Source organism: Zhongshania aliphaticivorans, from assembly GCF_902705875.1.
Lineage (GTDB): Bacteria > Pseudomonadota > Gammaproteobacteria > Pseudomonadales > Spongiibacteraceae > Spongiibacter > Spongiibacter aliphaticivorans_A.
In genome coordinates this window covers 1,097,434-1,123,502 of record NZ_CACSIK010000001.1, presented here as the reverse complement: position 1 = coordinate 1,123,502, position 26,069 = coordinate 1,097,434, and the positions used below count along the sequence as shown (strand labels likewise).

The 26,069-nt window shown below is 46.1% G+C and carries 26 protein-coding genes; 10 read left to right on the top strand and 16 right to left on the bottom strand.

Features of this window, described 5'->3' with window-relative positions; all coding sequences use genetic code 11:
• Positions 1-61: 61 nt before the first annotated feature.
• Positions 62-1,258: a sulfate adenylyltransferase gene (gene sat / locus AELLOGFF_RS05090; RefSeq protein ID WP_159267665.1), complete on the bottom strand. Its 1,197-nt coding sequence runs from the start codon at positions 1,256-1,258 to the stop codon at positions 62-64.
• A gap of 72 nt (positions 1,259-1,330) precedes the next feature.
• On the bottom strand, positions 1,331-1,942 hold the full coding sequence (gene cysC / locus AELLOGFF_RS05085; protein ID WP_159267664.1) for an adenylyl-sulfate kinase: 612 nt from the start codon (positions 1,940-1,942) through the stop codon (positions 1,331-1,333).
• Positions 1,943-2,155: 213 nt separating this feature from the next.
• Between cysC and AELLOGFF_RS05080 the strand changes: the two genes are divergently transcribed.
• Positions 2,156-3,046, top strand: a complete 891-nt coding sequence (locus AELLOGFF_RS05080) for a LysR substrate-binding domain-containing protein (RefSeq protein ID WP_159267663.1) — start codon at positions 2,156-2,158, stop codon at positions 3,044-3,046.
• On the opposite strand, the gene AELLOGFF_RS05075 is transcribed toward AELLOGFF_RS05080, so the two are convergent.
• Genes AELLOGFF_RS05075 through AELLOGFF_RS05065 form a run of 3 tightly spaced genes read right to left on the bottom strand, consistent with a single transcriptional unit; the run spans position 3,043 to position 6,966 of the window.
• On the bottom strand, positions 3,043-4,596 hold the full coding sequence (locus AELLOGFF_RS05075) for a class I adenylate-forming enzyme family protein (RefSeq protein ID WP_159267662.1): 1,554 nt from the start codon (positions 4,594-4,596) through the stop codon (positions 3,043-3,045). The two genes, AELLOGFF_RS05080 and AELLOGFF_RS05075, sit on opposite strands and share 4 nt — an antisense overlap.
• A 43-nt stretch (positions 4,597-4,639) precedes the next feature.
• On the bottom strand, positions 4,640-5,773 hold the full coding sequence (locus AELLOGFF_RS05070) for an acyl-CoA dehydrogenase family protein (protein ID WP_159267661.1): 1,134 nt from the start codon (positions 5,771-5,773) through the stop codon (positions 4,640-4,642).
• A gap of 20 nt (positions 5,774-5,793) precedes the next feature.
• Entirely contained in the window at positions 5,794-6,966 is a 1,173-nt protein-coding gene (locus AELLOGFF_RS05065) for an acyl-CoA dehydrogenase family protein (RefSeq protein WP_159267660.1), read from the bottom strand.
• A gap of 380 nt (positions 6,967-7,346) precedes the next feature.
• Here AELLOGFF_RS05065 and AELLOGFF_RS05060 point away from each other — a divergent pair, with 380 nt between their 5' ends.
• Both AELLOGFF_RS05060 and AELLOGFF_RS05055 read left to right on the top strand, forming a co-directional pair.
• A complete protein-coding gene (locus AELLOGFF_RS05060) occupies positions 7,347-8,369 on the top strand; it encodes an AraC family transcriptional regulator (protein ID WP_159267659.1) in 1,023 nt (340 codons plus the stop codon).
• 237 nt (positions 8,370-8,606) lie between these two features.
• Positions 8,607-9,170, top strand: a complete 564-nt coding sequence (locus AELLOGFF_RS05055; protein ID WP_159267658.1) for a VOC family protein — start codon at positions 8,607-8,609, stop codon at positions 9,168-9,170.
• A 65-nt stretch (positions 9,171-9,235) separates the two neighbouring features.
• Here the strand turns inward: AELLOGFF_RS05055 and AELLOGFF_RS05050 are convergent, their stop codons facing one another.
• Complete coding sequence (locus AELLOGFF_RS05050; RefSeq protein WP_159267657.1) at positions 9,236-9,667, bottom strand: hypothetical protein; 432 nt, start codon at positions 9,665-9,667, stop codon at positions 9,236-9,238.
• Between the two features lie 27 nt (positions 9,668-9,694).
• Entirely contained in the window at positions 9,695-10,147 is a 453-nt protein-coding gene (locus tag AELLOGFF_RS05045; protein WP_159267656.1) for a MarR family winged helix-turn-helix transcriptional regulator, read from the bottom strand.
• A gap of 217 nt (positions 10,148-10,364) precedes the next feature.
• On the opposite strand from AELLOGFF_RS05045, the gene AELLOGFF_RS05040 reads away from it, so the two are divergent.
• Positions 10,365-11,534, top strand: a complete 1,170-nt coding sequence (locus AELLOGFF_RS05040; protein WP_159267655.1) for an alpha/beta fold hydrolase — start codon at positions 10,365-10,367, stop codon at positions 11,532-11,534.
• A 6-nt stretch (positions 11,535-11,540) separates the two neighbouring features.
• Here AELLOGFF_RS05040 and AELLOGFF_RS05035 read toward each other — a convergent pair whose 3' ends face one another.
• Both AELLOGFF_RS05035 and AELLOGFF_RS05030 read right to left on the bottom strand, forming a co-directional pair.
• Positions 11,541-11,963 carry a GreA/GreB family elongation factor gene (locus tag AELLOGFF_RS05035; protein WP_159267654.1) on the bottom strand — a complete coding sequence of 141 codons (423 nt, stop codon included), beginning with the start codon at positions 11,961-11,963 and terminating at the stop codon, positions 11,541-11,543.
• 273 nt (positions 11,964-12,236) lie between these two features.
• On the bottom strand, positions 12,237-14,723 hold the full coding sequence (locus tag AELLOGFF_RS05030) for an FAD-binding protein (protein WP_235035489.1): 2,487 nt from the start codon (positions 14,721-14,723) through the stop codon (positions 12,237-12,239).
• Between the two features lie 59 nt (positions 14,724-14,782).
• Between AELLOGFF_RS05030 and AELLOGFF_RS05025 the strand changes: the two genes are divergently transcribed.
• Complete coding sequence (locus AELLOGFF_RS05025) at positions 14,783-15,781, top strand: class I SAM-dependent methyltransferase (protein WP_159267653.1); 999 nt, start codon at positions 14,783-14,785, stop codon at positions 15,779-15,781.
• 72 nt (positions 15,782-15,853) lie between these two features.
• On the top strand, positions 15,854-16,357 hold the full coding sequence (locus AELLOGFF_RS05020; protein WP_159267652.1) for a DUF2244 domain-containing protein: 504 nt from the start codon (positions 15,854-15,856) through the stop codon (positions 16,355-16,357).
• Between the two features lie 16 nt (positions 16,358-16,373).
• On the opposite strand, the gene AELLOGFF_RS05015 is transcribed toward AELLOGFF_RS05020, so the two are convergent.
• The 3 genes from AELLOGFF_RS05015 to ybaK form a co-directional block, all read right to left on the bottom strand.
• On the bottom strand, positions 16,374-17,207 hold the full coding sequence (locus AELLOGFF_RS05015; protein WP_159267651.1) for a 2-keto-4-pentenoate hydratase: 834 nt from the start codon (positions 17,205-17,207) through the stop codon (positions 16,374-16,376).
• Positions 17,208-17,263: 56 nt separating this feature from the next.
• Positions 17,264-17,989, bottom strand: a complete 726-nt coding sequence (locus AELLOGFF_RS05010) for an SIMPL domain-containing protein (RefSeq protein ID WP_159267650.1) — start codon at positions 17,987-17,989, stop codon at positions 17,264-17,266.
• A 64-nt stretch (positions 17,990-18,053) separates the two neighbouring features.
• Positions 18,054-18,515: a Cys-tRNA(Pro) deacylase gene (gene ybaK, locus AELLOGFF_RS05005; protein WP_159269280.1), complete on the bottom strand. Its 462-nt coding sequence runs from the start codon at positions 18,513-18,515 to the stop codon at positions 18,054-18,056.
• A 285-nt stretch (positions 18,516-18,800) separates the two neighbouring features.
• Here ybaK and rimO point away from each other — a divergent pair, with 285 nt between their 5' ends.
• The gene (gene rimO, locus AELLOGFF_RS05000; RefSeq protein ID WP_159267649.1) at positions 18,801-20,129 is read left to right on the top strand and encodes a 30S ribosomal protein S12 methylthiotransferase RimO; all 1,329 of its coding nucleotides are present in this window, start codon (positions 18,801-18,803) and stop codon (positions 20,127-20,129) included.
• Positions 20,126-20,848 carry a 16S rRNA (uracil(1498)-N(3))-methyltransferase gene (locus AELLOGFF_RS04995; protein WP_159267648.1) on the top strand — a complete coding sequence of 241 codons (723 nt, stop codon included), beginning with the start codon at positions 20,126-20,128 and terminating at the stop codon, positions 20,846-20,848. The genes rimO and AELLOGFF_RS04995 overlap by 4 nt, the downstream gene beginning before the upstream one ends.
• A 174-nt stretch (positions 20,849-21,022) precedes the next feature.
• On the opposite strand, the gene AELLOGFF_RS04990 is transcribed toward AELLOGFF_RS04995, so the two are convergent.
• The 3 genes from AELLOGFF_RS04990 to AELLOGFF_RS04980 form a co-directional block, all read right to left on the bottom strand.
• A complete protein-coding gene (locus AELLOGFF_RS04990) occupies positions 21,023-21,412 on the bottom strand; it encodes a CBS domain-containing protein (protein WP_159267647.1) in 390 nt (129 codons plus the stop codon).
• Positions 21,413-21,689: 277 nt separating this feature from the next.
• A complete protein-coding gene (locus tag AELLOGFF_RS04985) occupies positions 21,690-22,274 on the bottom strand; it encodes a 2-hydroxychromene-2-carboxylate isomerase (protein ID WP_159267646.1) in 585 nt (194 codons plus the stop codon).
• A 15-nt stretch (positions 22,275-22,289) separates the two neighbouring features.
• Entirely contained in the window at positions 22,290-23,030 is a 741-nt protein-coding gene (locus AELLOGFF_RS04980) for an SDR family oxidoreductase (protein ID WP_235035490.1), read from the bottom strand.
• 96 nt (positions 23,031-23,126) lie between these two features.
• On the opposite strand from AELLOGFF_RS04980, the gene AELLOGFF_RS04975 reads away from it, so the two are divergent.
• Together AELLOGFF_RS04975 and AELLOGFF_RS04970 are read left to right on the top strand one after the other, a co-directional pair.
• Positions 23,127-23,606 carry a winged helix-turn-helix transcriptional regulator gene (locus tag AELLOGFF_RS04975; RefSeq protein WP_159267645.1) on the top strand — a complete coding sequence of 160 codons (480 nt, stop codon included), beginning with the start codon at positions 23,127-23,129 and terminating at the stop codon, positions 23,604-23,606.
• A gap of 91 nt (positions 23,607-23,697) precedes the next feature.
• Positions 23,698-24,573 (top strand): lysophospholipid acyltransferase family protein, encoded by an 876-nt coding sequence (locus AELLOGFF_RS04970; RefSeq protein WP_159267644.1) that lies wholly within the window; start codon positions 23,698-23,700, stop codon positions 24,571-24,573.
• Positions 24,574-24,676: 103 nt separating this feature from the next.
• Here the strand turns inward: AELLOGFF_RS04970 and gdhA are convergent, their stop codons facing one another.
• Positions 24,677-26,032 (bottom strand): NADP-specific glutamate dehydrogenase, encoded by a 1,356-nt coding sequence (gene gdhA, locus AELLOGFF_RS04965; protein ID WP_159267643.1) that lies wholly within the window; start codon positions 26,030-26,032, stop codon positions 24,677-24,679.
• Between the last annotated feature and the right edge of the window lie 37 nt (positions 26,033-26,069).

The window sequence follows — 26,069 nt, the reverse complement described above, 5'->3', positions numbered from 1 at the left end:
AAGCCGGTGCTAATTTAATAACACCGGCTTTTTGTGCAAACTACCTTTAGAACCTTAGCGATTACGCCTTGGCATCTTCAATTTGGTAGTAGTCCATCAGGATTTTCGCAACTTCAGGGCGTGAAAACTCAGGTGGTGGCGCAATACCATTGCCCAACATTTCACGGACTTTAGTACCCGATAGCAAAACAAAGTCTTCTTTGCTGTGATCAGGTGCATCACGCATCATGACAACTTTGTCTAGCTTCTTAGAGTAAGCCGTGTGGTCGGCACGATAAATTTCGATATCCAATGCGCCAGCAGGAACTTTCTCATCGAAAATAGTTTGCGCATCAAAACCACCGTAGTAATCACCTACACCAGCGTGATCACGACCAACAATAAGGTGAGTACAACCACAGTTTTGACGGAACAAGGCGTGAAGGACCGCTTCACGTGGGCCGGCATATAACATATCAAAGCCGTAACCCGTGATCATCACAGTATTTTTGGGGAAATACACATCAACCATTTTACGAATAGATGCATCGCGTACATGAGCTGGAATATCGCCAGGCTTCAATTGACCCAGTAGCATGTGGATCAAAATACCGTCGGTGCCAAGGTCATTCATTGCCATGCGGCAAAGTTCTTCGTGGGCACGGTGCATTGGGTTACGGGTTTGGAAGGCAACCACTTTTTCCCAGCCACGCTCTGCAATTTCATTGCGAATTTCTACCGCAGTACGGAAAGTATCAGGGAAGTCCGCTTGGAAATAAGAGAAGTTCAGCACCTGAATAGGACCAGACAACAAGGTGTTACCCTGCCCTTTAAAGGTTTGCACACCTGGGTGCTTATCATCCAGAGTGCCAAAAATATTCTCAGCCATAAAGTCGATCTGCTCAGCGCTCACAGTCTCAACTGCGGCAACATCCATGATCGCTAAGACAGGATTACCTTCAACATTGGGGTCACGAAGTGCAATGCGCTGACCAGCAGTAATACCTTGAGCATCTTTCGTTAAGTTAACGATAGGAACGGGCCAGAACAAACCGTCAGTTGTACAAAGATCTTTGGCAACCGCCAAAGAATCTGCCAAATTCATATAGCCTTTTAATGGGGTAAAGTAACCCGCACCCAACATTACCGCGTTCGCCGCCGCAGCAGAGCTAACGAGTAGTGAAGGCAGTGTTTCTGCTTCTGCGCTAAGTGCTTTATGTTGTTCTGCGTCAGCGACAAATAATGGGCTTAAGGCGTCAGCGCCATGTGGCTTAATCATTTTTAATGCTCCGTGTACTTAATAAATTCGTGATGTGTCAATGATTGCCGACGCCGACAGGCGCCGCGCAATTTAGATAATGCCGCGCTCGGCCATCATCGCTAATAAAATTTCTACTTCTTCTTCCAAGCTTTGCTCATGGCTGTTTAAGACTAGCTCAGCCTTCAAAGGTGCTTCGTACGGATCGGAGATGCCGGTGAAATTTTTGATCTCGCCTGCACGTGCTTTTTTGTACAAGCCTTTGGGATCACGCTCTTCTGCTACATCTAATGGCACATCAACGAAAATCTCGAGGAAATCCATTTCGCCAGCGTCGTGTAATTCACGAACGATATCGCGGTCTGCGCGGTAGGGGCTAACAAAACTAGACAGTACAATCACACCGGTATCGACAAATAGTTTTGAGATCTCACCGATACGACGAATGTTTTCAGTGCGGTCTTCAGCACTAAACCCAAGGTTCTTATTGATGCCAAGACGGATATTATCGCCGTCTAAGCGGTAACAAAGATGACCTTTTTCCATTAATGCTTTTTCTAAAGCAACCGCAACGGTACTCTTACCACTGCCTGACAAACCCGTAAACCAAAGTGTTGCGCCCTTTTGCTTTAACAATTTGTTACGGTCTTCACGGCTTACTTCACCGTCATGCCAATATACATTCGTCGCTTTAACGTCGGTCATTCATTTATCTCCCATGGGAATTTATGCTAGTCAAAATCTATATCGCCAATAGCAATACAGCTCTTTTCGAGCGCTAGCTTTAACAGGCGGCCATATTAAAAGCATTTTCATCACAAGTAAAACGGGATATTATTATAGTCAGTATCGATTTTATCGATACTTAAACAACCCCTTAGTGCGTGCGTTTTGACACTACTATCGAAGGAAATCATTGTGAATTTTACAATTCGACAGCTCGAAATATTTCTCTCGGTAGCCAAACATCAAAGCGTTTCTCGGGCCGCAGATGAACTCTGTCTTTCTCAATCAGCGGCAAGCGCCGCGCTACAAAGCCTTGAAAAAGCATATGGCGTGAATCTATTTGACCGCAAAGGCAATAAGCTCAAACTCAACGCGATTGGTCACACATTACGCAAAGAAGCCGAGACCCTGTTTGCCCATTGTCAGCAGTTTGATGATTCCCTCAAACGGCATGCGGATATTGGCCATCTGCGCGTTGGCGCCAGCTTCACCATTGGCAACCACCTTGTAGTTCGTTATCTCGCAGACTATCTACACAATTACCCCGAAGCCGACGTGCAGTTTGAAACCGCGAATACCCCAGATATTGTTGCCAAAGTGCTGAATTATGAAGTTGACGTGGGAATGATTGAGCGCGAAGTTCAGCACCGTGAGCTAGAGCTAATCCCATGGCAAGAAGACGAACTGGTAGTGTTTTGCAGTGCCTCTCACCCTCTTGCTCAAAAGGGTGTACTCAAAGATAAAGACATTAAAGCCGCCCGCTGGATATTGCGCGAACCCGACTCAGGGGCTCGTCACACCTTTGATCGGGCGCTTGCTGGGCTGCTGCCCGACATCGAAATATACCGAGAATTTAAGCACAACGAGGCCATTAAAAGCGCGGTGGAGTCAGGTTTAGGCATAGGCTGCCTATCTAAGGTGGTACTGCAAAATGATTTTCGCAACGGCGACTTAGTCCCCCTCACATTGGCCAATCGCGATATGACCCGCACATTTTACTTTGCGCTACCCAAGCAGCGCCACAAAAAAGCCGCTGTCGAATTTTGGGTAGCGCTGTGCAGTAAAATGACCTCGGAGTCTTAAGCGATGGGCGGGTATTTCTCAGCCATCATTACCCTTATATCTTTCTTTAACACCTTGCCTGTTGGATTGCGAGGCAAGGCATCAAGGTATTCCACCTTGCGTGGAATTTTGTAGCCGGCTAACTTACCTCGGCAGAACTCAATAAGCTCTTCCGCGCTGAGCTCAGGCTGACCGCCAGACACAATAACCGCAAGCGGGATTTCGCCCCATTTTTGGTCCGGCACACCAATAATAGAGACATCCTGTATTTGCGAGTGAGCCATCAATACATTTTCAATTTCAGCGGGGTAAATATTCTCACCACCGGAAATGATCATATCTTTTACACGGTCTTGAATATAAATATAGCCTTCTTCATCCATGCGGCCGGCGTCACCAGTGTGTAACCAACCATCGGCCACCGTCTTTGCAGTGGCTTCTGGATTTTTCCAGTAACCCTGCATTACCTGCGGGCCTTTGGCAACGATCTCGCCTATCTCTCCCAGTGGTAATTCTTGGCCATCATCTCCAACAATTTTGACTTCAGTGCCAAACACTGCACGTCCACAGGAGCGAAGTAACTCTGGGCGACCAGCTAAGGCTTTTTTATGATCCTCGGCAGTCAGAAAGGTCAACGCCATGGTGGATTCAGTTTGACCGTAGCCCTGAATAAAATCACAACCAAAGGCCTCCATACCTTGCTGCAGCAGGGTTTCTGAAATGGGTGACGCTCCGTAATTAATGGAGTGCAACGCAGAAAAATCGTAGTCTTTAATATTCGGTACCATTGCCAAGGAGAACTGTAGCATCACCGGAATCACCGCCACTGTGCTGATACGCTCTTTGGCTAGTGTTTCTATCATGCCCACAGGGTCATAATCTCGATGAATGATCATAGACCCACCATAAATAACCCCAAGCAGTGAGCCCACAAGACCGACGGCATGAAAGGTAGGTGCAATAACCAAGGCAACCTCACCAACCCGCCCCCCCACGCCAGTGGTCATTGGCGCTTGGTAGGTATTTGCCAGCACATTGTAATGGCTCACCAAGACCCCTTTTGGTAAACCGGTAGTGCCACTGGTGTACATCTGAAACAAAATATCGTCGCCGTTTATTTCAACTTCATTCAAGTTTGCGGGACTTTGCAGCCAGTTTTCTAGCAGCGGTGCGGGTTCAGCGCTGTCAAGACACACACAGGGTTTAGATCGCAAATACTCCCCGCGAAGCTCATCAAACTCCTTGTCAAAAAATAACATTTCGACATCGGCATTGCTCGCTATAAACTCGACCTCTGCCGGTGCAAGACGGTAATTTAATCCAACCACCACCGCGCCGATACGTGCGCAGGCCAGAAAAACGCACAGATTGTCTACCGAGTTTTTAGCTAAAATCGCTACTCGATCTCCCTTGCTAATACCCCCACTTTGAATATGAGCGGCAATGGTGTTGATGTAGTCCCAAGCTTCTCCGTAATTCAGGCTTTTTACACTATCGCTGGCCATCATCATGTCGCCGCGAACCCGTGCATGAAACCCTATATGGTCATTCAGATTATTAAATAGCTTCATTACATCCCTCTGCTGTTATATTTATTGTTTATTTCTAGATAACTTATTTGTACCGCATATCACAAAAGCGCCGACGATGAATATCTGAACCACCAAAATACATATCAATCATCATCAGTCTTTTTAAATAATGACCAATGGGCATCTCATTAGTAACACCCATACCGCCGTGCAATTGCACCGCCTCTTCTGCCACTTTACGACCGTATTTACCGACCATCGCCTTTAATACAGCAATATCTTGGCTGCGCTCATCACTGCCATCCAAGATGGCGCATTGCGCGCGAATCAACAATGAGCGACACTGCTCTGTCGCCATAAACATATCGACCATGCGGTGCTGCAAAGCTTGGAAGCTACCTATAGCCACGCCAAATTGCTTGCGTGTGTTCGCGTACTCCGTGGTAGCTTTATACAGATAGGTCATGGCGCCCACCGCTTCAGCACACAAAGCCACCAAGGCCTCGTCAACAACCTCAGCGATTAACGGATAAGCGTCACCTTCAGTGGTTAGCATATCGTGCTGCGCAACAAACAAATCAGTAAACGTGATATTACAAGCGTATTGACCATCCATTAATCTAACACGCTCAATATTTATGGCAGGGTTTTTAGCATCCACAATAAACAAACAAAGACCTGATTCGCTATTAATATCGCCACTGACACGAGCGGCAATGATAAATTGATCGGCTGCGGCGTTTAGCACTAATCGCTTAGCCCCAGTCAAGTTATAACCTTCACCGTGCTTGGTAGCTGTTGTAGCCACATGACTTAACGAAAACCCAGCTTGATCCTCTAACCAAGCAAAACTCAATTGCGACTGGCCAGAAATAACTTCGGGCATTAGCCGCGACTTGAGCTCTTGATTAGAGCTGCGTGCAAGCAGTTGCCCCGTTAAAATAATGGATGACCAATATGGCTCTACCACTAATACTTTGCCAAACTCTTCCATCACCGCAGTCACATCGGCAATATTGCCGCCAAAGCCGCCCAGTTCTTCTGAGAACGGAATGGTTAACCAACCTAATTCAGAAAACGAATTCCAATGAGCTTCGCTATACCCCGCGTCCTGTTTAACTAGGGCTTCACGCTGCTCTGGGGCATAGTTGTCGGCTAAAAATTTTGCCACGCTGTCTTTGAGCATGACCTGTTCTTCTGTTAATGAAAAATCCATGATGTAATCCTCTGCGGCGCTTATAGACCGAGTGCAAATTTAGCAATAATGTTGCGCTGTACTTCGTTACTTCCACCGTAAATAGTACAAGCACGACCAAACATATATTCTCGCCTAGCCTTATTGCCCTCGCTCTCCCAGAGCACATCATCTGCATTAGGTAATACACCACCAAAGCCTGCGGCAACATCCCATTGCAGTGACTGGACGGCCTGCTGCAATTCGGTTCCCTTTAGTTTTAACAGAGATGACTCCATGCCCGGTGCACCGCCACTGTCAATATCATTAAGAACACGCAGCTCTAGAAATTCCAGCGCCATAACCTCCATTTCCACTTCGGCTAAGCGCGCACGAAAATCAGCATCATCAATCAGACGTGAACCCCTTGCTGATTCTTGACTAGCAAGTTGATAAATATGGGTGAGGCTTCGTTTACAGTAGCCGACGCCAGACAGCGCCGTACGCTCGTAGGTCAATAATGCCTTCGCATAAGTCCAGCCTTTATTCTCTTCACCGATACGGTTAGCAACTGGCACCCTCACATTCTCAAAATTAACTTCATTGAGATGATGCTCATCATCCACTGAAATAATAGGCGACACGGTCACACCCGGAGTCTTCATATCAATCAACAAGAAGGTAATCCCCTGCTGAGGTTTACCTGTGTTATCTGTTCGAACTAGGCAAAAAATCCAATCCGCATATTGTGCATAGGTAGTCCATATTTTTGTGCCATCGACAATATAATCGTCACCATCACGTACAGCACGAGTTTGTAGGGCTGCAAGATCGGAACCCGCACCAGGCTCTGAATAACCCTGACACCACCAGATATCTGATGCTTTTGTGGCGGGTAAAAAACGTGCCTTCTGCTCCTCTGAGCCGTAGCTATACAAAACCGGTGCCACCATTTTAATTCCCATCGGTACGACATCCGGCGCACCGGCGGCAGCCAGTTCAGTAGTGTAAATATACTTTTTTGTCGCACTCCAACCGCGGCCACCGTGTTCTTCTGGCCAACCATTGGCAGCCCACCCTTTTGCATCAAGCAGCTTCTGCCATTCAACAGAAGCTTCACGAAAGGTAACAGGATGGTCGATGCGGGCGGCTAGCTCCGCAGTAAAATTGTCGCGCATAAAATCGCGGACCTCTTTTTGGAAGGCCAATTCCTCTGGACTAAATTTAGCGTGCATACCAACTCTCTTTTATTTTCTTTGGTTCCAAAACTGACACGGCAGAAATACGGTCATTATCACTGCCGCCTTCTTAAATAGATCGATAAAAAGTCCACTCACTGACTTCACTTTATGTAATTAGCGACCTTGTTCACCTTTGTCTCGGGGATTCACACCACATCAGAGCTGTAAGCAATACCAGCCATATTATTCTTGTCCTGACGGGCATGATGATTTATGTAGCCTAAAGGTTCGCCCCCTGCTCCATTTTCCACAATGACCGTCAATGACATACAATAGACATTATGTTACAACTTAAGCTCAAACCCTCATCACGCTGCACCTAAAGCAAATAAGTGGTCTACAGGGATATAAGCGCCAACTTCAGCCGGTAAACCATGGAACGCAGAACCATCTCAATCGCATTTGTACGCAATATGATATCCGGTTGCGGCCTACCTAAACGCTACGGCCATGATTTACTGGAACGCGCCGGTATAGACCCTAAGAGTATTAACAGCACACGCGCACGCGTCTCACCCACACAGTTCTCCCAATTAAACCGATGGATCACCGAGGCCACGGGTGATGAAGGGATGGGGCATTTTCGACAGCCGCAAAAACGTGGCACTTTTCACGCTTTAGCTCACTACCAACAAAGCGCTAGCGACCTTCAGCAAGCCATTAAGCGTAATATTCGCTTTTATAATTTATTCGATTTTGGCTTTAGTCTGGCGCTCATTCGCAGCGGAGACTATGTTCAATACCGGCTGCAACCCGACCTCGGCGTCACTTTGAGCGACTTTGTTTACGAACAACACCTCATGATCAGTCATCATTTTTTATGTTGGTTAACGGGACGCAGCATTCCTATTTACCGAGTTAATTTTAATTACCCCGCCCCGACTCACAGCGCCGAGTACCATTATTTATTTTATAGCGACACCCGATTTGGTCAAGATCACAGTGAAATTGTCCTTCATCGCCAATACCTTAGCTTACCCATAATACGCTCCACAGAAGAGCTGGCCGAATACCTCTCCCATGCCCCACATGACTTTCTTATGAATGCAAACCAAGGCAGCAGCTATACCGAGAAGATACGTCAGATCATCAAAAAATCACTACCCTTGCTGCCAAGCTATGAAAGTATCGCCAACAGCTTGGGCTTAACACCGCAAACACTTCGACGGCGACTTCGCCAAGAAGGCTGCGATTATCGGTTATTAAAAAATGAGCTTATTCGCGACACTGCCATTGACTTTTTATTACAGGACAATCGTGAAATAAAAACCATTTCGTATCAACTTGGCTTCTCGGAGCCGAGTGCGTTTATTCGTTCATTTAAAAAATGGACCGGATTAACACCGCACCAGTATCGCGACAATCATGCCCTGAGAAGTAAGCCCACATCTTTATAGATCCAGGCTTTTCATCGCACTGATTAATCCTTACACAACTATCCTGTACTCAACTGATTGATAGTTCGCCGTTTTCCCCTCACGTTTGATAACGATGTTATTACATCTAATAGCCACAGCCAGCACAAACAAGGCGCTTGCTTGTTGTCAAGAAAATTGACCTTATATATGATAGGCTAGACATTGTATTGACGACACAATAATGACAATAAACCTCATTTAGACAGCGAGCCACCTATGACTTCATCACTCAAGCCATTACATAATATCCACCATGCGGCATACCGCTGCCGGGACGCGGAACAGACACGCTGGTTTTACGAAGACATATTAGGCCTTAAATTAGCCGCCGCATTTGAAGAAGATATCGACTTTGGAGAAGGCCTTGGTCGCAACCGCCATTTTTTGCATATATTCTTTGAAATGGGCGACGGAAATTACCTCGCTTTTTTTGATGAGCCGAGTATTTCAAAAGAAGAGGATTTTGCTCGCAAAGACAGCTTTGATATGCACCTAGCGTTAGAAGCTGAAAATATGGACGATTTACTGGCCTGGCATAAACACATAAACGATGCAGGCAAAACCTGCTTAGGCCCAGTTGACCACGGCTTCGTTCACTCTGTTTATATGTACGACCCCAATGGCATACAGGTAGAAATTACCTGTCGCGCCAGCGACCAAAGCATTATGCAGCAGCATAACGACCATGCCCGTGCCTCTTTAGCTGACTGGACACAAAAAACGCGTGCCCTCAAGGTTGATAATTTTACTGCTGCTAAAATAGATAAACGAGGACAATAACTAAACGGAATACTAGGGTTTGTATAAAATAATTTCTTTCTTCACAAACCCTGTTTTAATTTGCATCAGCTGGACAGCTTAGCAGCTAATTTAAGGTTAGCGCTGCGAATGGCGGTGCCATACCACATCAAATAAAGAGCAACACTCACATCAACCGCGGCGCAAAAAACGGGATACCAGCTAAACACAGCATCGTTAACAAAAAGACTCTGATGGTATAGATCATACACACCATGAAGCAACCAAAGCGCCGCCACTATATAGGCCGAGAACCTGAAGCCATAAAAAAGCAAAAGGGATCCCCCCGCTAGAAAAGGCAAGCCATAAACGACTTCCTTAACAACCACACCCTCACTACTGGCAAAGACGCCAAAACTAATATAAATCAAAGGCAGGCAAATCAATGCGCCGGAAAATGCCCACGACTCCCAGTGACGCTGGCGGAACACCCATACCATGGCAATAACAAACAAAATGCCTGCAACAGCTTCAAGCATAGCCAAGCCCGCTCATAAAATCAGTTTTCATAGCGGCGGCACCACCACAACAGGCCCCCAACCCTTACTCAAGATTTGCTTTAATTGTTTTAATGACGGCTTGCCAATACGCCGCGCTAACTCTTCTTCTATACCTATAATCGCTTTTTCCGCATCTTGACGAACTTTAACGGCACTAGCACTAAACCGAACGATCTTAGCACGGCGATCAGCGGGGTCTGGCACCAACTCCAGCAAGCCGTCATCACGCATTCCCTGTAATAATTGATGAATAGCCTGACGACTCACACCTAGATTGTGCGCCAAATGTGCTGGCCTATTGATCCCCACAGTTACGCTTATCATGATCATCGACTTGGTACGATTCATCCGCGTCCAACCCGCCGCCTCAAGGCTCGCTTGCAAGCTTTCGTCCATCCAGAACAAGGCATATGCCAAGGTGCCGATTAAAAAGTCCTGATGCTCTGCTATTTTTTTCATTCATTGTCCATATCGATGCCTGCCTAAAAAGGCCATGGCTTTGTGCTCAAATAAACATTTGGCAACATCGTCATTTGTAGGAAGCGGTCTATTGTAAGCGCTACGCCCACAAAACACCTAACTAAACACGGCAACATTAGTAAAGATTCTTGACGTCAGCTTTAAGAATTGCTCTACTCTCTACATCTTTTTTTATAACTGCATCGCGAGCACTGAAATGACAAATAAGAAAAAAGCGTATGAGCGAATCCCCTTTTTAATTTTTTATCAAGATAAAAGCCCTTTTAAGGAAACCTACGGAGGACCAATGGATTTCGGGGCCTTAAAGGCTCACTTGCTGCGACCGATAAAGCCAATAACGAATAGCGTTATTGTATTTATGCACCCTGTGGGCGGCGGCGAATATTTACCCATGGTGACCGAGCTCGCCAAGGCTGGCTACCCGGTTATATATTGTCAGAGTCGATATCCAGATAACGACTCTGCACTTATCATGGAAAAAGTCGTCATCGACCTAGGCAACTGTATTCGTCAAGCCAAAGAAAAATTTAATTATGATAAAGTCATTCTTGCGGGTTGGAGTGGCGGCGGCTCCCTCTCTATGTTCTATCAAAACCAAGCAGAAAACCCAACGATTACTCATACCCCCGCAGGCGACCCCATAGACTTACCACTTCAAGAGCTTATTCCCGCCGATGGGATTATGATGCTCGCGGCCCATATTAGCCGCGCCCATACTTTAACTGAGTGGATTGACGCCTCAATTTTAAACGAGCAGGACCCAAGTCAGCGAGACCCTGAGCTAGACCTTTACAACCCCGAAAATCCAAACCAAGCTCCGTATAGCAGTGAATTCATAGACCGCTACCGAAAAGCCCAAATCGCACGCAATCGCAAGATTACCGCATGGGTCAAAGACAAACTCGCCAACTTAAAAAATAACGGCCGCCCTAATGATGAATTTGCATTTATCGTTCATGGCACAATGGCTGACCCGCGTTGGCTAGACCCTACAATTGATGCCAATGATCGCAAACCGCGCTGGTGCTATTTAGGTGACCCCGAAGTTGTTAACAACGGCCCCGTTGGACTTGCTCGCTTCTGCACACTACGGAGCTGGCTATCACAATGGAGCTACGACGACTCAAATGCAGACGGCCTACACTGTGCTAAGAGTATTACAATACCCGCGCTAGTCATTGGCAACAGTGCCGATGATGCCTGCACACCAAGTCATACCTCTCGGATATTTGACGCCATTGGCCACAATGATAAAGAGAAGCACGAAATACAAGGCGCCACACACTACTATTTCGGCCAGGCCGAGCAGTTAAGTGAAGTCGTTAAATTGTGTGGTGACTGGCTGCAGCGCAAGAACTTGATATAAGCCTCACTAACTGACGCTCGCGACCCGCGAGCGTTGATTACTGGTATCAGGAATCTCTATACCGAGTACGGATAAACGCCTAACCTTCCCGTTCAGTAAAGGCCATTCGATTTCACTCCCCTGTTGCAAGCCTAAAAGCGCACAGCCTATCGGCGATAATACGGAAATTTTCAGCTGCGTAACGTTGGCCTGCCACGGCATCACTAGCATTACCCTAGTTTGAGCTGAAGAATCTAAATCGATAAACGTCACCGTCGAGTCTATGCACACAAAATCATTTTTATAATCACTATCAGCAACGATATCCGCTCTATCTATTTCAGACTGTAAATCCAATGCGGCTTCAGAGCGATTACGCTTAAGAAATTCAGACAACACTTGGAAATCTGATTGTTTAACAAAAATAGGGATATGAGTGAGATCCTGCATAATATTCTCCATAGCAAAACCCAGCAACAGTGGAAAACCATTGCTAAAAAATATAAAAAACTAGATGAAGGGTGCTGCGGGCGACTGAGAAAAACTCAATCGCCCTAGGAGAGGAAGACGGTAAAAATCCCAGCGCAGATCGCGCCGAAATTAAAACTTTTTATTGAATAAAACAAAGAAGTAGCCATATCCAAGAGACTACCACTTTTAAAAAACTTAGCAAGCTTCTTAGTCGTCTTGTGTATTAACTAATACTAGTAACAAAGCCTGTTATTAATAATCAAATATATGCTCTAATTCAAAACCTTGACGCTCTATATCAAGAATTAATTGCGATAAATCTGCAACCCCTGCCATCATAATGACACGCTGCTGACTGTCGTCAGACACGACACGAGAGCGAAATAACGCTTGTGCCTTTAATTTAGACACATCAGCATCTTGCCCAGCCAATAAGGACACCGCTATTTGATGGTTGCCTGATATATCGCTAATTGACCACTCCGTTTTAAGAAACTTAGGCATGATCTCAGTAAAGCCACCCCAACGTGGAACCGACATAATATAATCATCGCCACCTGTTGCGACGATCTCTGCACCATCAGGCTCCTTAGCTAAGCGAATACTATTTGAATGCACACGCTGCGCGGTTAAATAAATACGCTTATCGGTTTCACCATAGCTTGATTGCGCCGCGTACTTAATTAACTTGGCGTAGAGTGATTTCACACCAAATTCGGCGCTAAAAAATAGCTTACGCTCCCATTTACGGAAGAAATGTTCTCCCCACAACGGAGTCTCAGTCCAGATACGGTCACGCCAGCCACTAAAATCAAACTCATACCAGGGCTCATTAAAAATCAAATCGCTGTAAGCGCGGTGTGCCTGTTGAATTAAGACGTCTTCTGGCGTGTCATGGCCTCCAGCCAGCCAACGACTTAAACGACCAAGGCTCGCCTCATAAGCACCTTTAACAAGATACTCCAGAGTGGTACTGATGCCGATCACTCTTAACATCGTGCGGTACTCTGTATTTGCTGGATAGTTCTCTGCACTCAACGCCGTTACTCGGTCGTATAGCGTCCAGTATTCATCAATACTAGCCAGAAAGGGAAAGCGACTAGGGTCACCGCCATCTCGTAGATAATCCGCATACTCTTTGGGCTGGAATACCAGATACCACTCTGGAATCGTCAACAAGGTTTGCTCAACTGGCCGGTAGTAATTATCTATATCAGCACGGGTATGTGCGAGCAAATCATTGTTCAAAGGGTAGTACTTAGCCCACAGTAAATTGACAAAACGGTTATTGGGGTCAAGTCGGTTTTTTAAGGCAAAATACGCTTGCGAACGAGGGTACGCGGCGGCAAATTGGGTCTTGCTCGCTTGCAGCTGATACGGCAAATAATACGCGCCGCCCACCTCAGCAACAGCATCAATCATCTCGCCGCTCCAGGTTTTCACCGCCTGTTTGGCCTCGGTATCGGTGCCTTGACGATAATACACAACAAAAGCAAACACCTCTGAGCGTGCCCAAGACAATAGGGTGTGAGGATCTGCTTTGGCGTGACGAACACTAACATTAATAATATTTGCCTGATTGCGCTGAAAAATATCCCGCATTTTGGGAACAAATTCATCAAACCGCTCCACCGGCACAAAATACTCACGCAAACCATAGGTATATTCTGAGCGATCTTTTGGTTCTAATTCCGCAACGTCATAACTCGCTTCGTAATTACGCCACACAACCTTGGAAGGGTAATATAGCAATGGGTCTATCACATACTGACGGGACCATTTACCAAAATCTGAGCCAGCCACAAATTTTTCAATTGCTACTTCTAACTTGTAGCTCTGCCCCTCTGGTATCAATCTATTTGCTTCAGTGACAGGTTTGTCGCTGGCGTACCAACTGACATCCCTCATCGCCGTAAAATTTGGGGGATAAATATCGGCATTATGAAAAACAACATCACGGTTATCACGAATCGTGTTGCGAAAATACGTCGCATAATCTGTTATCGGCATTGTTCTTACACGGCGCTCAACAGGAAGATTATCTTCAAGCTGTAAGCTTGCCTCAACAATCACACCAAGACCGCCATAGCCGCCAATAGCCCCATAGAAAATATCGGCATTTTCGTTTGCTGAGGCTTGAATCAAAGAGCCATCAGCCAATACCAACTTAAGAGCTAACACCGAGCCCACTACGGGACCCTCACCGATATACCTGCCGTGCACATTGACACTCAGAGATCCACCCACCGTAAAATTGGCATAGGTTTGCATAATTTTAATCGATAAATTATGTGGATCTATTTCACTTTGTAACTGCCGCCAAGTAATACCAGGCTGCACTGTGACCTGCTTAGCCTCGGTATCTAATGCCAACACCTTATTAAACTGACGCATATCGATATGTAGACTATCTGGGTAGGCAGTTTGACCACCTTGACTATAGCGACCGCCACCGATGGACACACGCCCCTGTGTACTGGCAAGAGCTTGCTGGATTTCGTCTAAGGAGTGCGGTGTAATGAGCTCAGCAACCCGCACCGGGTTTAACTTGGTCACATCGTTTACCACTAGAGGCGTACTTGGCGTGACAAGCTCATCCACTCCAGAGCGCAGCACAACGACGGTGGTCGCTATGCCCGCCACAACAATGCCAATAACAGCAAGTACTGCTAAACTACGAATTACACGCAATATTCCACGCAGGCCGCGGCGCGATGTTGATAGCAATAATTCCGACAAGCTCGAACTCCCTTTTTAAGGTATAACAGCAGAATTCCTGTTAACGCAGTGAGAAAAAAATGAATAATCTTTCTCGACGCCAAATTATAAAATATTTATCACTGATGTCAGCGTCAGTGGTGTCACGCCAAACATGGGGATCACCCCCTGACACCAGACATGAAACCCCAACCCCGCCGGCTTCAATCACTGCGGAAGACAACGACCTTGGCGGCAATTTTTCCTATATTTATCATCGCGACGAACTTCGTGAACAGTTTTACCACTTTCTGGTCAACGTATTCCACCTATACCCCGAACAGGAATTACATAAGCTAATTCAGAGTGTTGCCACATCCTATAGTGCTGATAAGGCAATCTACCAACAACTGCAGCAAAACTTAGGCAATATTAAGCCCTTTTTATCTGAATTGACATTTGCCTTACCTGCACTGGCTAAACAAAAAGAAACCATGCGTGAGCAAACCTGCAGTTTGCTAGACACCAACCGTCGCTATGAGGGATATTTAGAAATCGGATCTACTGGTCGTTACTTAGATACACTAGAAGAATCTTTAGACATTGTAGGTGAACGCTTTTTCATTGCAGAACAACTACCAAGCTACTCGCTAGCCGACATGCTAGACCGAGGTCAAATAATAGAAGCGGGGCACTCCATCCCACTGGCTGACTATTCACCAGCTTTGGCCAGTACTATTCCAAAGCAGTCCCTGGATCTAGTCACCGTTTATATTGGCTTACACCACTGCCCTCCATCATTGAGAGAGCAATTTATTGGCTCAATTCGGGATGCCATGAAGCCCGGCGCTTATCTGGTGGTGCGAGATCACGATGCTCATAATGAAGATATGCAGGCCATGGTCGGTCTTGCCCACGACGTATTCAATATGGGCACCAATGAAAGCTGGGATTACAACAACAAAGAATTACGCCACTTTTACAGCCTTGCATTTTTAGATGACTGGCTAAGTCGCTCAGGCTTTAAGAGCAACGGTGAAAAACTGTATCAACATGGCGACCCCACTCGCAATGCCTTGATGTTGTATCAAAAAGTGTAGTTAAAAAGCCATTATAACGGGCTCCAATTACACCAAGCTTCCACAATGTAAAGGCAAAAAAGGAGGCATAAAGTGATTAAAGTTCATAGTGATACGCAGAGCGCAGAGATCACTTTGCGCCCCAACTGCTCCGCTTCGTGGCATCAAAATCATCGAATTATTGTCTCAATCGCTGCCGTCAATGGATTACTGAGTAGTGGTTTTATCGCCGCAGGTGCATGGCTAGTCATTCCAATTATCATTATCGAAACGCTTTTAATGTGGCTGCTAATGCGGTGTGTCTTTCATCGTCTACAAATACAGCAAATTGTCAGCCTCAACGCACAATTTCTCAGTATCGATATCGGCCATCATCGCCGTGAACAAGCTTGGCTCTGGCCAAGAAATACCAGCTGTGTATTAGTCTCATTACAAGCTCACCCTTGGGACCCACTAAAAATTAGTTTAAGCCACTGCGGCCGCCAAGTATTAATTGGTGAATTTTTAAATAAAGAAGATAGCCATTTACTGCTAAACGCCCTGCGCCAACATTTACCTGTCCGACATTACAGCCCAGAAACAAGCATTCATATTTAAAATAATGCCCTAAACACTAGGGCTCTATCAAAAATGACAGCTCACCCAACTCTCCAAAATAAACATAATACCGCCCAGCTGATAATGGGTGCATTTTGCCCAGTGCACCGGTGAGCAGCCACTGATCAGGATAAATAATCCACCCCTGATCAATACGATCATTGATCAGCTCCAGCAACATTTGCCACTGCCCGCCAATAACGGCGTTACTTTGCGCCGAGAAAATGGGTTGATCATCTATATGCAGACCTACCGTAATGGTATCCACATCTAGGGACGAAATCGACGTGGGTGAGCCAACAACAAAGCGATGCGCAGCAACATTAGCTCTCACAATATCAAACACCGTGGGTGCACCCTCAATATTAAAATTCAGGTCCGGCAACTCTACTGCCGGTGCCACCACATCAACCAGTCGCTTCAAACTAGCTACATCAGCAACCGGCTCTTTGAGCACTCGCTTGAGACGATAGGCCAGCTCCACCTCAACCATACCGTTTTTGAAAGTAGAGCGTTTCACGGTTTGGTTAAAATCCAGACCAGCCCCCGGCATTAATGTACCCATAATTGCGCGATCACTGCGAAACTGCCGCTGCGAATCCAAGGTTGTTAGCCCCGCCTTAAACCCTTCAGGAATACGCCCACCCAGGGTTTTATCAAGGCTTAACTTTTGTGACTGATAAGCCCCACGCCATTGCTCGCGTTTCAATGAAGCCGCGTCATAGACTTCTTCGTTGTTGCTCTCCTCATCAGCATTCAAGTGACGGCCATCGAGATTGGCGGTATCGGAAAAACTCAGACTGCACAAGCCCAGCAAACAAAGGGCCAAAATATTATTTTTTATATTCACAATTTGCCGCACATTATTCACCACACCACAAAAAACAATTCCCCCGTGTCCTCTGATTAATCAGAAAGATAGTATTCAACCGTCGATACCACTCTAACCTTTTTAATATGAGGGTTATTTTTATCTCTATCACTAATAGAAAACTGCCCTTGTGAGGCACGTTTTATTTTCCCTAATACACTGTCCGAGTCTTCCGCAAATTTTTCAGCTACCGCTCGCGCTTGGCGAGTTGCCTCTTCGACCATGGACGGTTTTACTTGATTGAGTTGAGTAAAAATATATTCCGTCCGCGCTTGGTAATCGTTGCCATTAAAGGCAATACCAGTTTTACCTAACTCAGACAATTCACGGCTCACTTGGCGAACTTTTTCAATATCATTTGTGTAAACCGTCACTGTCTGCTCGGTTGTATAACGAAATGGCGAGTTCGCATTGCCGCCATATTGCTGGGCAGATTTATCAATAATTGAGGGAGCAGACACCGAGATTTCTTCACTTGAAAACCCCTTGTCTTGTAAAAAAGATTTTATGGTCGCCACCCGCTCATCCAAAAGCATATAGAGCTTGGGCAGGTCATTGCTCGCTTCTGCAAACTGAAGTGGCCAGATGGCAACGTCAGCGGTAAATTCACGTTCCGATAAGCCCTTCACCGTCACACTTCGCTCAAAGGCGCGATACTTTGTAGCGGCTGTTCCCAATAGCAGTCCAAGCACCGCCAAAGCAACGACCAGCGAAACACCCAATATCAAGGCATTAAGCGATGAGTTTTTATTCGTCGTCATGTTCACCCTCGTATTTCCCTATTAAAATTAGTGTAGACCTTTGCGCCTACGCTATTATTGCCAATTAGATTAGGCTCTCAAATGCGGCTTGGGTTAGAACACATAAATCCTTGGGAGCAAGCTCAAGCTCCAAACCACGCCGCCCAGCACTGATAAAAATAGTAGAAAACTGCATCGCAGACGCATCAAGTACGGTGGGCAAACGCTTTTTTTGCCCCAAAGGGCTAACACCGCCCAAAACATAGCCGGTAGCACGCGCCACATCTGCTGGGGCGGCCATGGCCGCCTTTTTTACACCCAATGCCTTGGCAAGTTGCTTCATATTTAACTGGGCAGAAACCGGCAACACCGCCACCGCCAGCCCCGTATCAACAGCAACCACCAAGGTTTTAAAGACTTGCTCTGGTATTACACCCAGTTTTTCAGCCGCCTCTAGGCCATAAGATACACTGGCCGAGTCATGGCTGTACTCGTGAACAACATGGGCAATCTTGTGCTTTTTAAGTAAATTAACTGCAGGCGTCATATTAGCCCTGTGCTCCATTCAAGTCCTTGCAATTGACCACCTCAATGCTCTCTAGTTCCTATACGCCGGCGTCATTAGAGCAACCTAGCCACCCAATCTTTACACCATCACGTAATATTAAGAGTACGCAAAACACTCAAACGAATACCCATTTCGTACTATTAACGTGATCCATCAACAAAACTCCTAGCCACCATGTATGGCTTACTAGCCCGTCGTGCTAAAATTGCGCGCTTTACGACATTAACCACAATATTCACCACAACCCGCAAGGTATAAACAAGAATGAGTATCACAGACGCAAGAAAACGGGTTGGATTTGTCAGTTTAGGCTGCCCCAAGGCGCTAGTCGATTCCGAGCGAATTCTCACCCAACTGCGCATCGACGGCTATGATATTGTACCCAATTACGATGATGCCGATGTTGTCGTAGTTAATACCTGCGGATTTATAGACTCGGCAAAACAAGAATCGCTTGATGCCATTGGCGAAGCCTTAAAAGAAAATGGCAAGGTTATCGTCACAGGCTGTATGGGTGACGATGACAAAATCCGCGCCGTACACCCCAATGTACTTGCCGTGAGTGGCCCTGCAGCCTATGAAGAAGTTGTCGGAGCGGTACACGAATGGGCACCAGCCAACCAACAACACGACCCTTTTATCGATCTAGTTCCCCCTCAAGGCATCAAATTAACACCGCGTCATTATGCTTATTTAAAAATATCTGAAGGTTGTAACCACCGCTGTGCCTTCTGCATCATTCCATCAATGCGCGGCGATTTAGTAAGTCGTCCTATCGGCAGTGTGCTTGAAGAAGCAAAACGCCTGGTCAATGCTGGTGTCCGTGAAATTTTAGTGGTTTCTCAAGACACCAGTGCTTATGGACTAGACACCAAATACAAGCTCGACTTCTGGGATGGTCAGCCCATAAAAACCCGTATGCTGGAACTCTGCGAAGCACTAGGCGAAATGGGCGTATGGGTGCGGCTACACTATGTATACCCCTACCCTCATGTCGATAATGTTATTCCCCTAATGGCCGAGGGCAAAATTCTGCCCTACTTAGACATCCCGTTTCAGCACGCCAGCCCCAAAGTGCTAAAAGCCATGAAACGTCCCGCCCACCAAGAGAAAACATTGGAACGCATTAAAAAGTGGCGGGAGATTTGCCCTGACTTAGTCATTCGCTCCACCTTTATTGTGGGCTTTCCCGGTGAAACCGAAGAAGACTTTCAAATACTTCTGGACTGGCTACAAGAAGCTCAATTAGATCGTGTTGGCTGCTTTGAATACTCACCGGTAGACGGCGCAACCGCCAATGACTTAGAAAACCAAGTGCCCGACGACATTAAAAAAGATCGCTGGGAACGCTTTATGGTGGTCGCACAAGAAATATCTGCTCAACGCTTGCACGCTAAAATTGGCAGTCAACAAGAAATACTAATCGACATCGTTGATGAAGAAGGCGCTATTGGCCGCAGTGTGGCTGACGCGCCTGAAATTGATGGTAAGGTCTATTTGGATGGCGTAACCGATGTAAAACCTGGCGATGCCCTCATCGTCAATATCATCGGCTCAGACGACTACGACCTTTGGGCCGAACCCGCAGAATGAACCTGCTGCTACTGCAGCCTGAAGACCTAGGCGCGCCTTCGCAACAGCATAACCTCGTTACGCTAAGTGATGAGCGCGCTAAACATATTCGCAGCGTATTGCGCGCCAGTATTGGCGACACCCTCAAAGTGGGCCTCTTAAATGGGCTTACCGGCAACGCCGAAATACGAGCGATCAGCGAACGCTCTGTCAGCTTGGAATTTGAACTTCACACCCCGCCGCCGCCAAAGTTACCACTCACCTTATTGCTCGCCCTTCCTCGACCTAAAATGGCGAAACGCATCATAAGGGCCGCGACAGAATTAGGGGTAAGTGAGATTATTCTCTTAAACAGTTATCGCGTTGACAAAAGCTATTGGCAAAGCCCTCTTGTCAGCAATGAAAGTCTGACTGGGGCCATGCTGGAAGGCCTCGAACAGGCAGGCGATACCATACTACCTAGCATAAACCGAGAACTTCGCTTCAAGCCCTTTGTTGAAGACAAACTTCCCAGCCTTTTACAGCACAAAATGGGACTGTTCGCCCACCCCTATAGCACTCAAGCTGTACCGACTAAAATTACTCAGCCCAGCTTGCTCGCCATCGGTCCAGAAGGTGGATTTATTCCCTATGAATGTGAAAAGTTAACTGAAGCAGGTTTGCAAGGGTTTAGTCTAGGGCCAAGAATATTGAAAACAGAAACCGCAGTCTCAGCGATAATAGCGCGATTGTTTTTATAATTAATGCGCGATCAATTGCTTAAATAATACACCGCCAACTACGTCGATAGTGAGCAAATAAGCCAAAACCCATTCCCTTTATATCTGCCCTACATCAGCTTTTACCACAAGCCCTTAACTATCAATCTCAACATTTTAGTGAGTTGATACCCCTATGATGTGGTGAGGCCATCATTAATCGTTTTCACGAAGTAGCTTGATAACATCACGCCAACTGATAATCCCAATTGGAAAGTTTTGCGAATTAACAACGGGGACACAGGAGATTTGGTGGGCTATCAGCAGGTCCATCACATCCTCTACGCTTTGATGTTCTCTTACACAAATCGGATGCCGAGACATCACTTGATGAGCACGCTTATTTAATGCTGCCGCTTCCACACTATTTGCGATCTGTGACTGAGCCCGCGGGCCGATAGATTTATAAAAATCCCTGTCCGAAATAACACCAACAAACCGGTCTTCGTCCACGACCAATAAATGATGCAGCTGTTTTTCACTAAAAATTTGACTCAGCCTTGCCAAACGCTCATCGGCATCGACTGTTAGCACGGGGCTAGTCATTATGGCGCTAGCTAAAACTGAGGTTTTCAATATGGCTTTACCTGTTCAACTATATATCCTAGCTCAATATTCAAACTTGATATCAAAATTATTACAAAACACACTTTTCATACTGCGTTGCTTGCTAAACACAAGCAAAACACTCATGCCATGAAGTATATAAAACGCCAATGCAGACTTGTATGCGTAATAATACAAAGCGCTAAGCGGCAATCACTGCAGTCCTAAGAGAAGTAAAAGCGCTTAGCGCATCATTAGTGTCAAAGTCTGTATTATTTTATTGTAAGGCCCGCTCTAGAATATCTAGGCGATCTTGACCGAAAAACATTTCATCGCCGACAAAACAAGTGGGGGCACCAAATATATCGCGGTCGATAGCCTCTTGGGTTAGATCTTTTAAACGGTTTTTAACTTGAGCATCAGCACACAGTGCCATCACCTCGGCAAAATCAAAACCCGCCGCCAACAGCACCACTTCAACATCTGCGGGGTCATTCATATTTCGGCCATCTACCCATAAGGCCGTATAAACTGCGGTCATGTAATCAACAAATCGCGGCGTATCTAAATAAGCAACGGCTCCCCGCATAAGCATAAGGGTGTTGATCGGAAAATGCGGATTAAAATTAAAAGCCACGTTATAGCCTTTTGCCGCCCGCTGTAAATCCATCCTCATATAGCGCCCCTTGGAGGGGATCATTGCCGGCGATTCATTACCTGTCGCTTTAAAAACCCCACCCAATAGCATGGGTTTGTATATTAATTCCGCTCCGGTGCGCTGTGCGATTAATGGCAGCTGAGTCCACGCCACATAACTGGCTGGGCTACCTAGGTCAAAATAAAATTCTATCGATTTAGCCATTGTTTTTATCCTTCATTAGAACGTTTCAAGCCACGGACGCAAATCAAATTCGTGTGTCCAACAATCTTTGGGTTGCTGATGAATTTGCCAATATTGTTCAGCTATATTCTCGGGATCTAAAATACCAGATTGCGCTTTAGTCGCGTATTTATCTGGGAAATTATCGCGGATGAAAGCGGTATCAATTGCCCCATCAATAATACTATGAGCCACGTGAATACCTTGCGGCCCTAATTCCCTTGCCATACTTTGCGCTAAACCTCGCAACGCAAACTTAGCGCCGGCAAAAGCACTGAAACCACTACCACCCCGTAAAGATGCAGTTGCACCGGTAAAAATAATTGTGCCTTTTTGGCGAGGCAGCATAGCTTTAGCAGCTTCTCGACCAGTGATAAAACCAGCAAACGCCGCCATTTCCCACACTTTGCGATATACCCGAGTAGTGGTTTCCACAATAGGAAAAAAGACATTAGCGCCGATATTAAATATCACAACTTCAACAGGGCCAATGTCTTGTTCGATGTTATCAAAAAGGTCGACCATTTCCTCTTCATTACGCGCATCGCAGCCCCGGGCGTAAGCAACACCACCCTCAGATGTAATAGCATCTACCAACGGCATTAAGGACTCCGCATTTCGCCTTGTTGCTACAACGGAATAACCACCTTCAGCAAAGCGCCGCGCTATCGCGCCGCCAGTTGCGTCACCCGCACCGATAATGACCGCCACAGGCGTCATATTTGGTGTATCAGTCATAAACCACCTAAGTTCTTTTTTAGAACTGATGAATATAAGTTCCTTTTTGGAACTTGTCAATTTATCCTATACCCAACTTACTGATGAGGTACGCACATGCGTTGGGACCAGCTTGACCAACAACCCTGCTCTCTGGCACGCACGCTCGCGGTCATAGGTGACCGCTGGACACTGCTCATACTAAGGGATTGCTTTTTGGGTGTTAGACGCTTCGAACAGTTTGAAAAGAGGCTTGGTATTACTCGTCACTTACTCACAGCAAGGCTAAAAAAGTTAGTAGAGAATGGCGTGCTATACAAATCCGCATACCAAGAACGACCATTGCGGGAAGAATACCGACTGAGTGAAAAAGGTTTAGCGTTACACCCAATAATACTCAACCTAGTCAATTGGGGTGACACATACATGAGTGATGAACGCGGAGCACCCATTATCCATATTCATAAAAATTGCGGTCATATCATGCAACCACGCACTCATTGCTCCGAGTGCGGAGACCCTATTACCGCAAAAAATGTTCGTGTAGAAATCGGCCCTGGTTGGCAAGATCACCAAGAAGAACTATTAGCAAAATAAAACGGCCTTCCATCCCCCCCAAGGAAAAATGACTATTACCTTGGGGCTCTGTTAAAATACACCGTTGCTCACACATCGGACAGGATCCTACATGGCTTTCACTGACAAACATGCCGAACCTTATAGCGGTGAAAACCTTACACGCTATATTGATAAAGCTCTTAAGGTGTCTCCACCCAAGTCGAAGTTCAGGCATATTAGCTATAAAATTATTAAGCGCATGTTTCAACCCGAGCTAATCGATGTAGATAACATTCCGTCTCAGCCTTGCCTATTTGTTGCCAACCATGCCATGTATGCAGTGGATGGTCCCATCATTGGCCTACCTATGCTCGCCGAGCAGGGTCGGTTTATTCGCGCACTTAGCGACAAGTTTATGTGGAATTCAATTAACGAAAATGCGCTTTTGAAACAAGGTATTGTTATTGGTCATCCGGATGTCTGCTCGGCACTTATGAACAAGGGCAGCGACCTGATCGTTTTCCCCGGCGGCGCCCATGAAGCCACCAAAACCGCCGACAAAAAATACCAGCTACTCTGGAAAGAACGTTACGGCTTTATTAAATTAGCAGCCAAGCATGGCTACACCATTGTGCCTACCGCCATCGTTGGCCCTGAAGAGTTCTATGATCACCTAATAGAAGGTGAAGACCTACCTAAGACTTTGCTTGGGCGAACCCTAACTCGGTTTGGCATCATTAATGAAAATACCCGTACTGATTTAATGGGCCCCATTCCGCGCGGCCTGTTTGGCACCCTCATCCCCAAGCCACAAAAATGTTATGTGCAATATGGTAAGCCACTCGATTTGAGTCGCTACAAAGGTAAACGCCTTGCTCAAAAGACTATGATTAATTTACGGCAGCAGGTTGCTGATGATATTCATGGCATGCTTGAGCCACTATTAGTACGACGTGATGCTGAACAATCGCAAAGCGGCCTGATTAAAAAGTTTCTCACTAAGTAGGCATTAATACGGTCAAGCTATTTACGTCACTATCAATCAGGCTTGCTAGAAGCTCACTGCAAGCCTGTATCAATCAAAAAAACTAAATTAAGTGGCTTGTAATTTACACAATACCGAAGGCAAGCATTGCTTCCGCAACCTTCTTAAAACCAGCTATATTTGCGCCTTTGGCGTAATCAATATAACCACCTTGTTGCTGACCATAATCCCGACAGCGGTCGTGGATGGAGCGCATAATATCGCGAAGTAAATCATGTAATCTCGCTTCATCCCAAGACATACGAGCACTGTTCTGACTCATTTCCAGTCCCGATACGGCAACACCGCCGGCATTGGCGGCTTTCGCTGGACCAAAAGCAATTTTGGACTCCCTAAACAGTCGAACTGCTTCTGTATCACACGGCATATTGGCACCCTCTGCGACCACCTCAACACCATTATTAATCAATGCGATCGCATCGTCTTGAGTGATTTCATTTTGTGTTGCACAAGGTAACGCTATATCACAAGGGATATGCCAAGGCTTTTCAGACTGATGGAAGCTCGCTTCAGAAAACTGTTCAGTGTATTGGGCAATAGAAACTTGCTTATCGGTTTTTACCTGTTTAAGCCAATCAATTTTACTCTGAGTTAATCCACTCGGGTCGTGCACAAAACCACTGGAATCTGACAGTGTTATGACCTTCGCACCCAATGTTATGGCTTTCTCTGCCGCGTGAAGCGCCACATTACCGGCCCCAGAAACACAAATGGTTTTATTCGATATACTATCTGTACGCTGAGCTAACATATTCTCTACAAAATAAATTAAGCCGTAACCCGTTGCCTCGGTACGAACAAGACTGCCACCCCAACTCAAGCCCTTGCCTGTCAACACCCCAACATAGCGATTGGTAATCCGCTTATACTGCCCGAACATATAACCAATTTCTTTAGCGCCAACCCCGATATCCCCCGCGGGAACGTCGGTGACCTCTCCAACATGTCGATATAATTCAGTCATAAAGGACTGGCAGAACCGCATTATTTCATTATCTGACTTTCCCTTGGGGTTAAAGTCACTACCGCCTTTGCCACCCCCCATGGGTAAACCGGTTAAACTATTCTTGAAGGTTTGTTCAAAAGCAAGAAACTTCAAAATACTCTGATTCACGCTTTTATGAAATCGTAAGCCACCTTTATAAGGCCCTATTGCATTGTTATTTTGAACCCGATAGCCTCTCTGAACACGCACCTTCCCCTGATCATCCTGCCAACAAACTCGAAAAGAGATCACCCGATCTGGTTCAGCTAAACGACGTAAAATTTGGGCCTCGTGGTACGCAGGCTTATCATCAATGTATTCAAAAATATCGCTTGCGACATCATGTACGGCTTGATGAAACTCTAGTTCACCGGGATTACGACGAATGACTCCCTCCATAAATTGAGCGAAATCGACATGCTGCTTTTCTAACATAGGATGAATACCGCTATAACCATAAAATTGAGCTACA

Excerpts from the sequence above, each read along its gene's own strand:
- sat (WP_159267665.1), bottom strand. The coding sequence starts at position 1,258 with ATGATTAAGCCACATGGCGCTGACGCCTTAAGCCCATTATTTGTCGCT.
- cysC (WP_159267664.1), bottom strand. The coding sequence starts at position 1,942 with ATGACCGACGTTAAAGCGACGAATGTATATTGGCATGACGGTGAAGTA.
- AELLOGFF_RS05075 (WP_159267662.1), bottom strand. The coding sequence starts at position 4,596 with ATGAAGCTATTTAATAATCTGAATGACCATATAGGGTTTCATGCACGG.
- AELLOGFF_RS05070 (WP_159267661.1), bottom strand. The coding sequence starts at position 5,773 with ATGGATTTTTCATTAACAGAAGAACAGGTCATGCTCAAAGACAGCGTG.
- AELLOGFF_RS05065 (WP_159267660.1), bottom strand. The coding sequence starts at position 6,966 with ATGCACGCTAAATTTAGTCCAGAGGAATTGGCCTTCCAAAAAGAGGTC.
- AELLOGFF_RS05060 (WP_159267659.1), top strand. The coding sequence starts at position 7,347 with ATGGAACGCAGAACCATCTCAATCGCATTTGTACGCAATATGATATCC.
- AELLOGFF_RS05055 (WP_159267658.1), top strand. The coding sequence starts at position 8,607 with ATGACTTCATCACTCAAGCCATTACATAATATCCACCATGCGGCATAC.
- AELLOGFF_RS05050 (WP_159267657.1), bottom strand. The coding sequence starts at position 9,667 with ATGCTTGAAGCTGTTGCAGGCATTTTGTTTGTTATTGCCATGGTATGG.
- AELLOGFF_RS05045 (WP_159267656.1), bottom strand. The coding sequence starts at position 10,147 with ATGAAAAAAATAGCAGAGCATCAGGACTTTTTAATCGGCACCTTGGCA.
- AELLOGFF_RS05040 (WP_159267655.1), top strand. The coding sequence starts at position 10,365 with ATGACAAATAAGAAAAAAGCGTATGAGCGAATCCCCTTTTTAATTTTT.
- AELLOGFF_RS05035 (WP_159267654.1), bottom strand. The coding sequence starts at position 11,963 with ATGCAGGATCTCACTCATATCCCTATTTTTGTTAAACAATCAGATTTC.
- AELLOGFF_RS05025 (WP_159267653.1), top strand. The coding sequence starts at position 14,783 with ATGAATAATCTTTCTCGACGCCAAATTATAAAATATTTATCACTGATG.
- AELLOGFF_RS05010 (WP_159267650.1), bottom strand. The coding sequence starts at position 17,989 with ATGACGACGAATAAAAACTCATCGCTTAATGCCTTGATATTGGGTGTT.
- ybaK (WP_159269280.1), bottom strand. The coding sequence starts at position 18,515 with ATGACGCCTGCAGTTAATTTACTTAAAAAGCACAAGATTGCCCATGTT.
- rimO (WP_159267649.1), top strand. The coding sequence starts at position 18,801 with ATGAGTATCACAGACGCAAGAAAACGGGTTGGATTTGTCAGTTTAGGC.
- AELLOGFF_RS04995 (WP_159267648.1), top strand. The coding sequence starts at position 20,126 with ATGAACCTGCTGCTACTGCAGCCTGAAGACCTAGGCGCGCCTTCGCAA.
- AELLOGFF_RS04990 (WP_159267647.1), bottom strand. The coding sequence starts at position 21,412 with ATGACTAGCCCCGTGCTAACAGTCGATGCCGATGAGCGTTTGGCAAGG.
- AELLOGFF_RS04985 (WP_159267646.1), bottom strand. The coding sequence starts at position 22,274 with ATGGCTAAATCGATAGAATTTTATTTTGACCTAGGTAGCCCAGCCAGT.
- AELLOGFF_RS04980 (WP_235035490.1), bottom strand. The coding sequence starts at position 23,030 with ATGACTGATACACCAAATATGACGCCTGTGGCGGTCATTATCGGTGCG.
- AELLOGFF_RS04975 (WP_159267645.1), top strand. The coding sequence starts at position 23,127 with ATGCGTTGGGACCAGCTTGACCAACAACCCTGCTCTCTGGCACGCACG.
- AELLOGFF_RS04970 (WP_159267644.1), top strand. The coding sequence starts at position 23,698 with ATGGCTTTCACTGACAAACATGCCGAACCTTATAGCGGTGAAAACCTT.
- gdhA (WP_159267643.1), bottom strand. The coding sequence starts at position 26,032 with ATGTTAGAAAAGCAGCATGTCGATTTCGCTCAATTTATGGAGGGAGTC.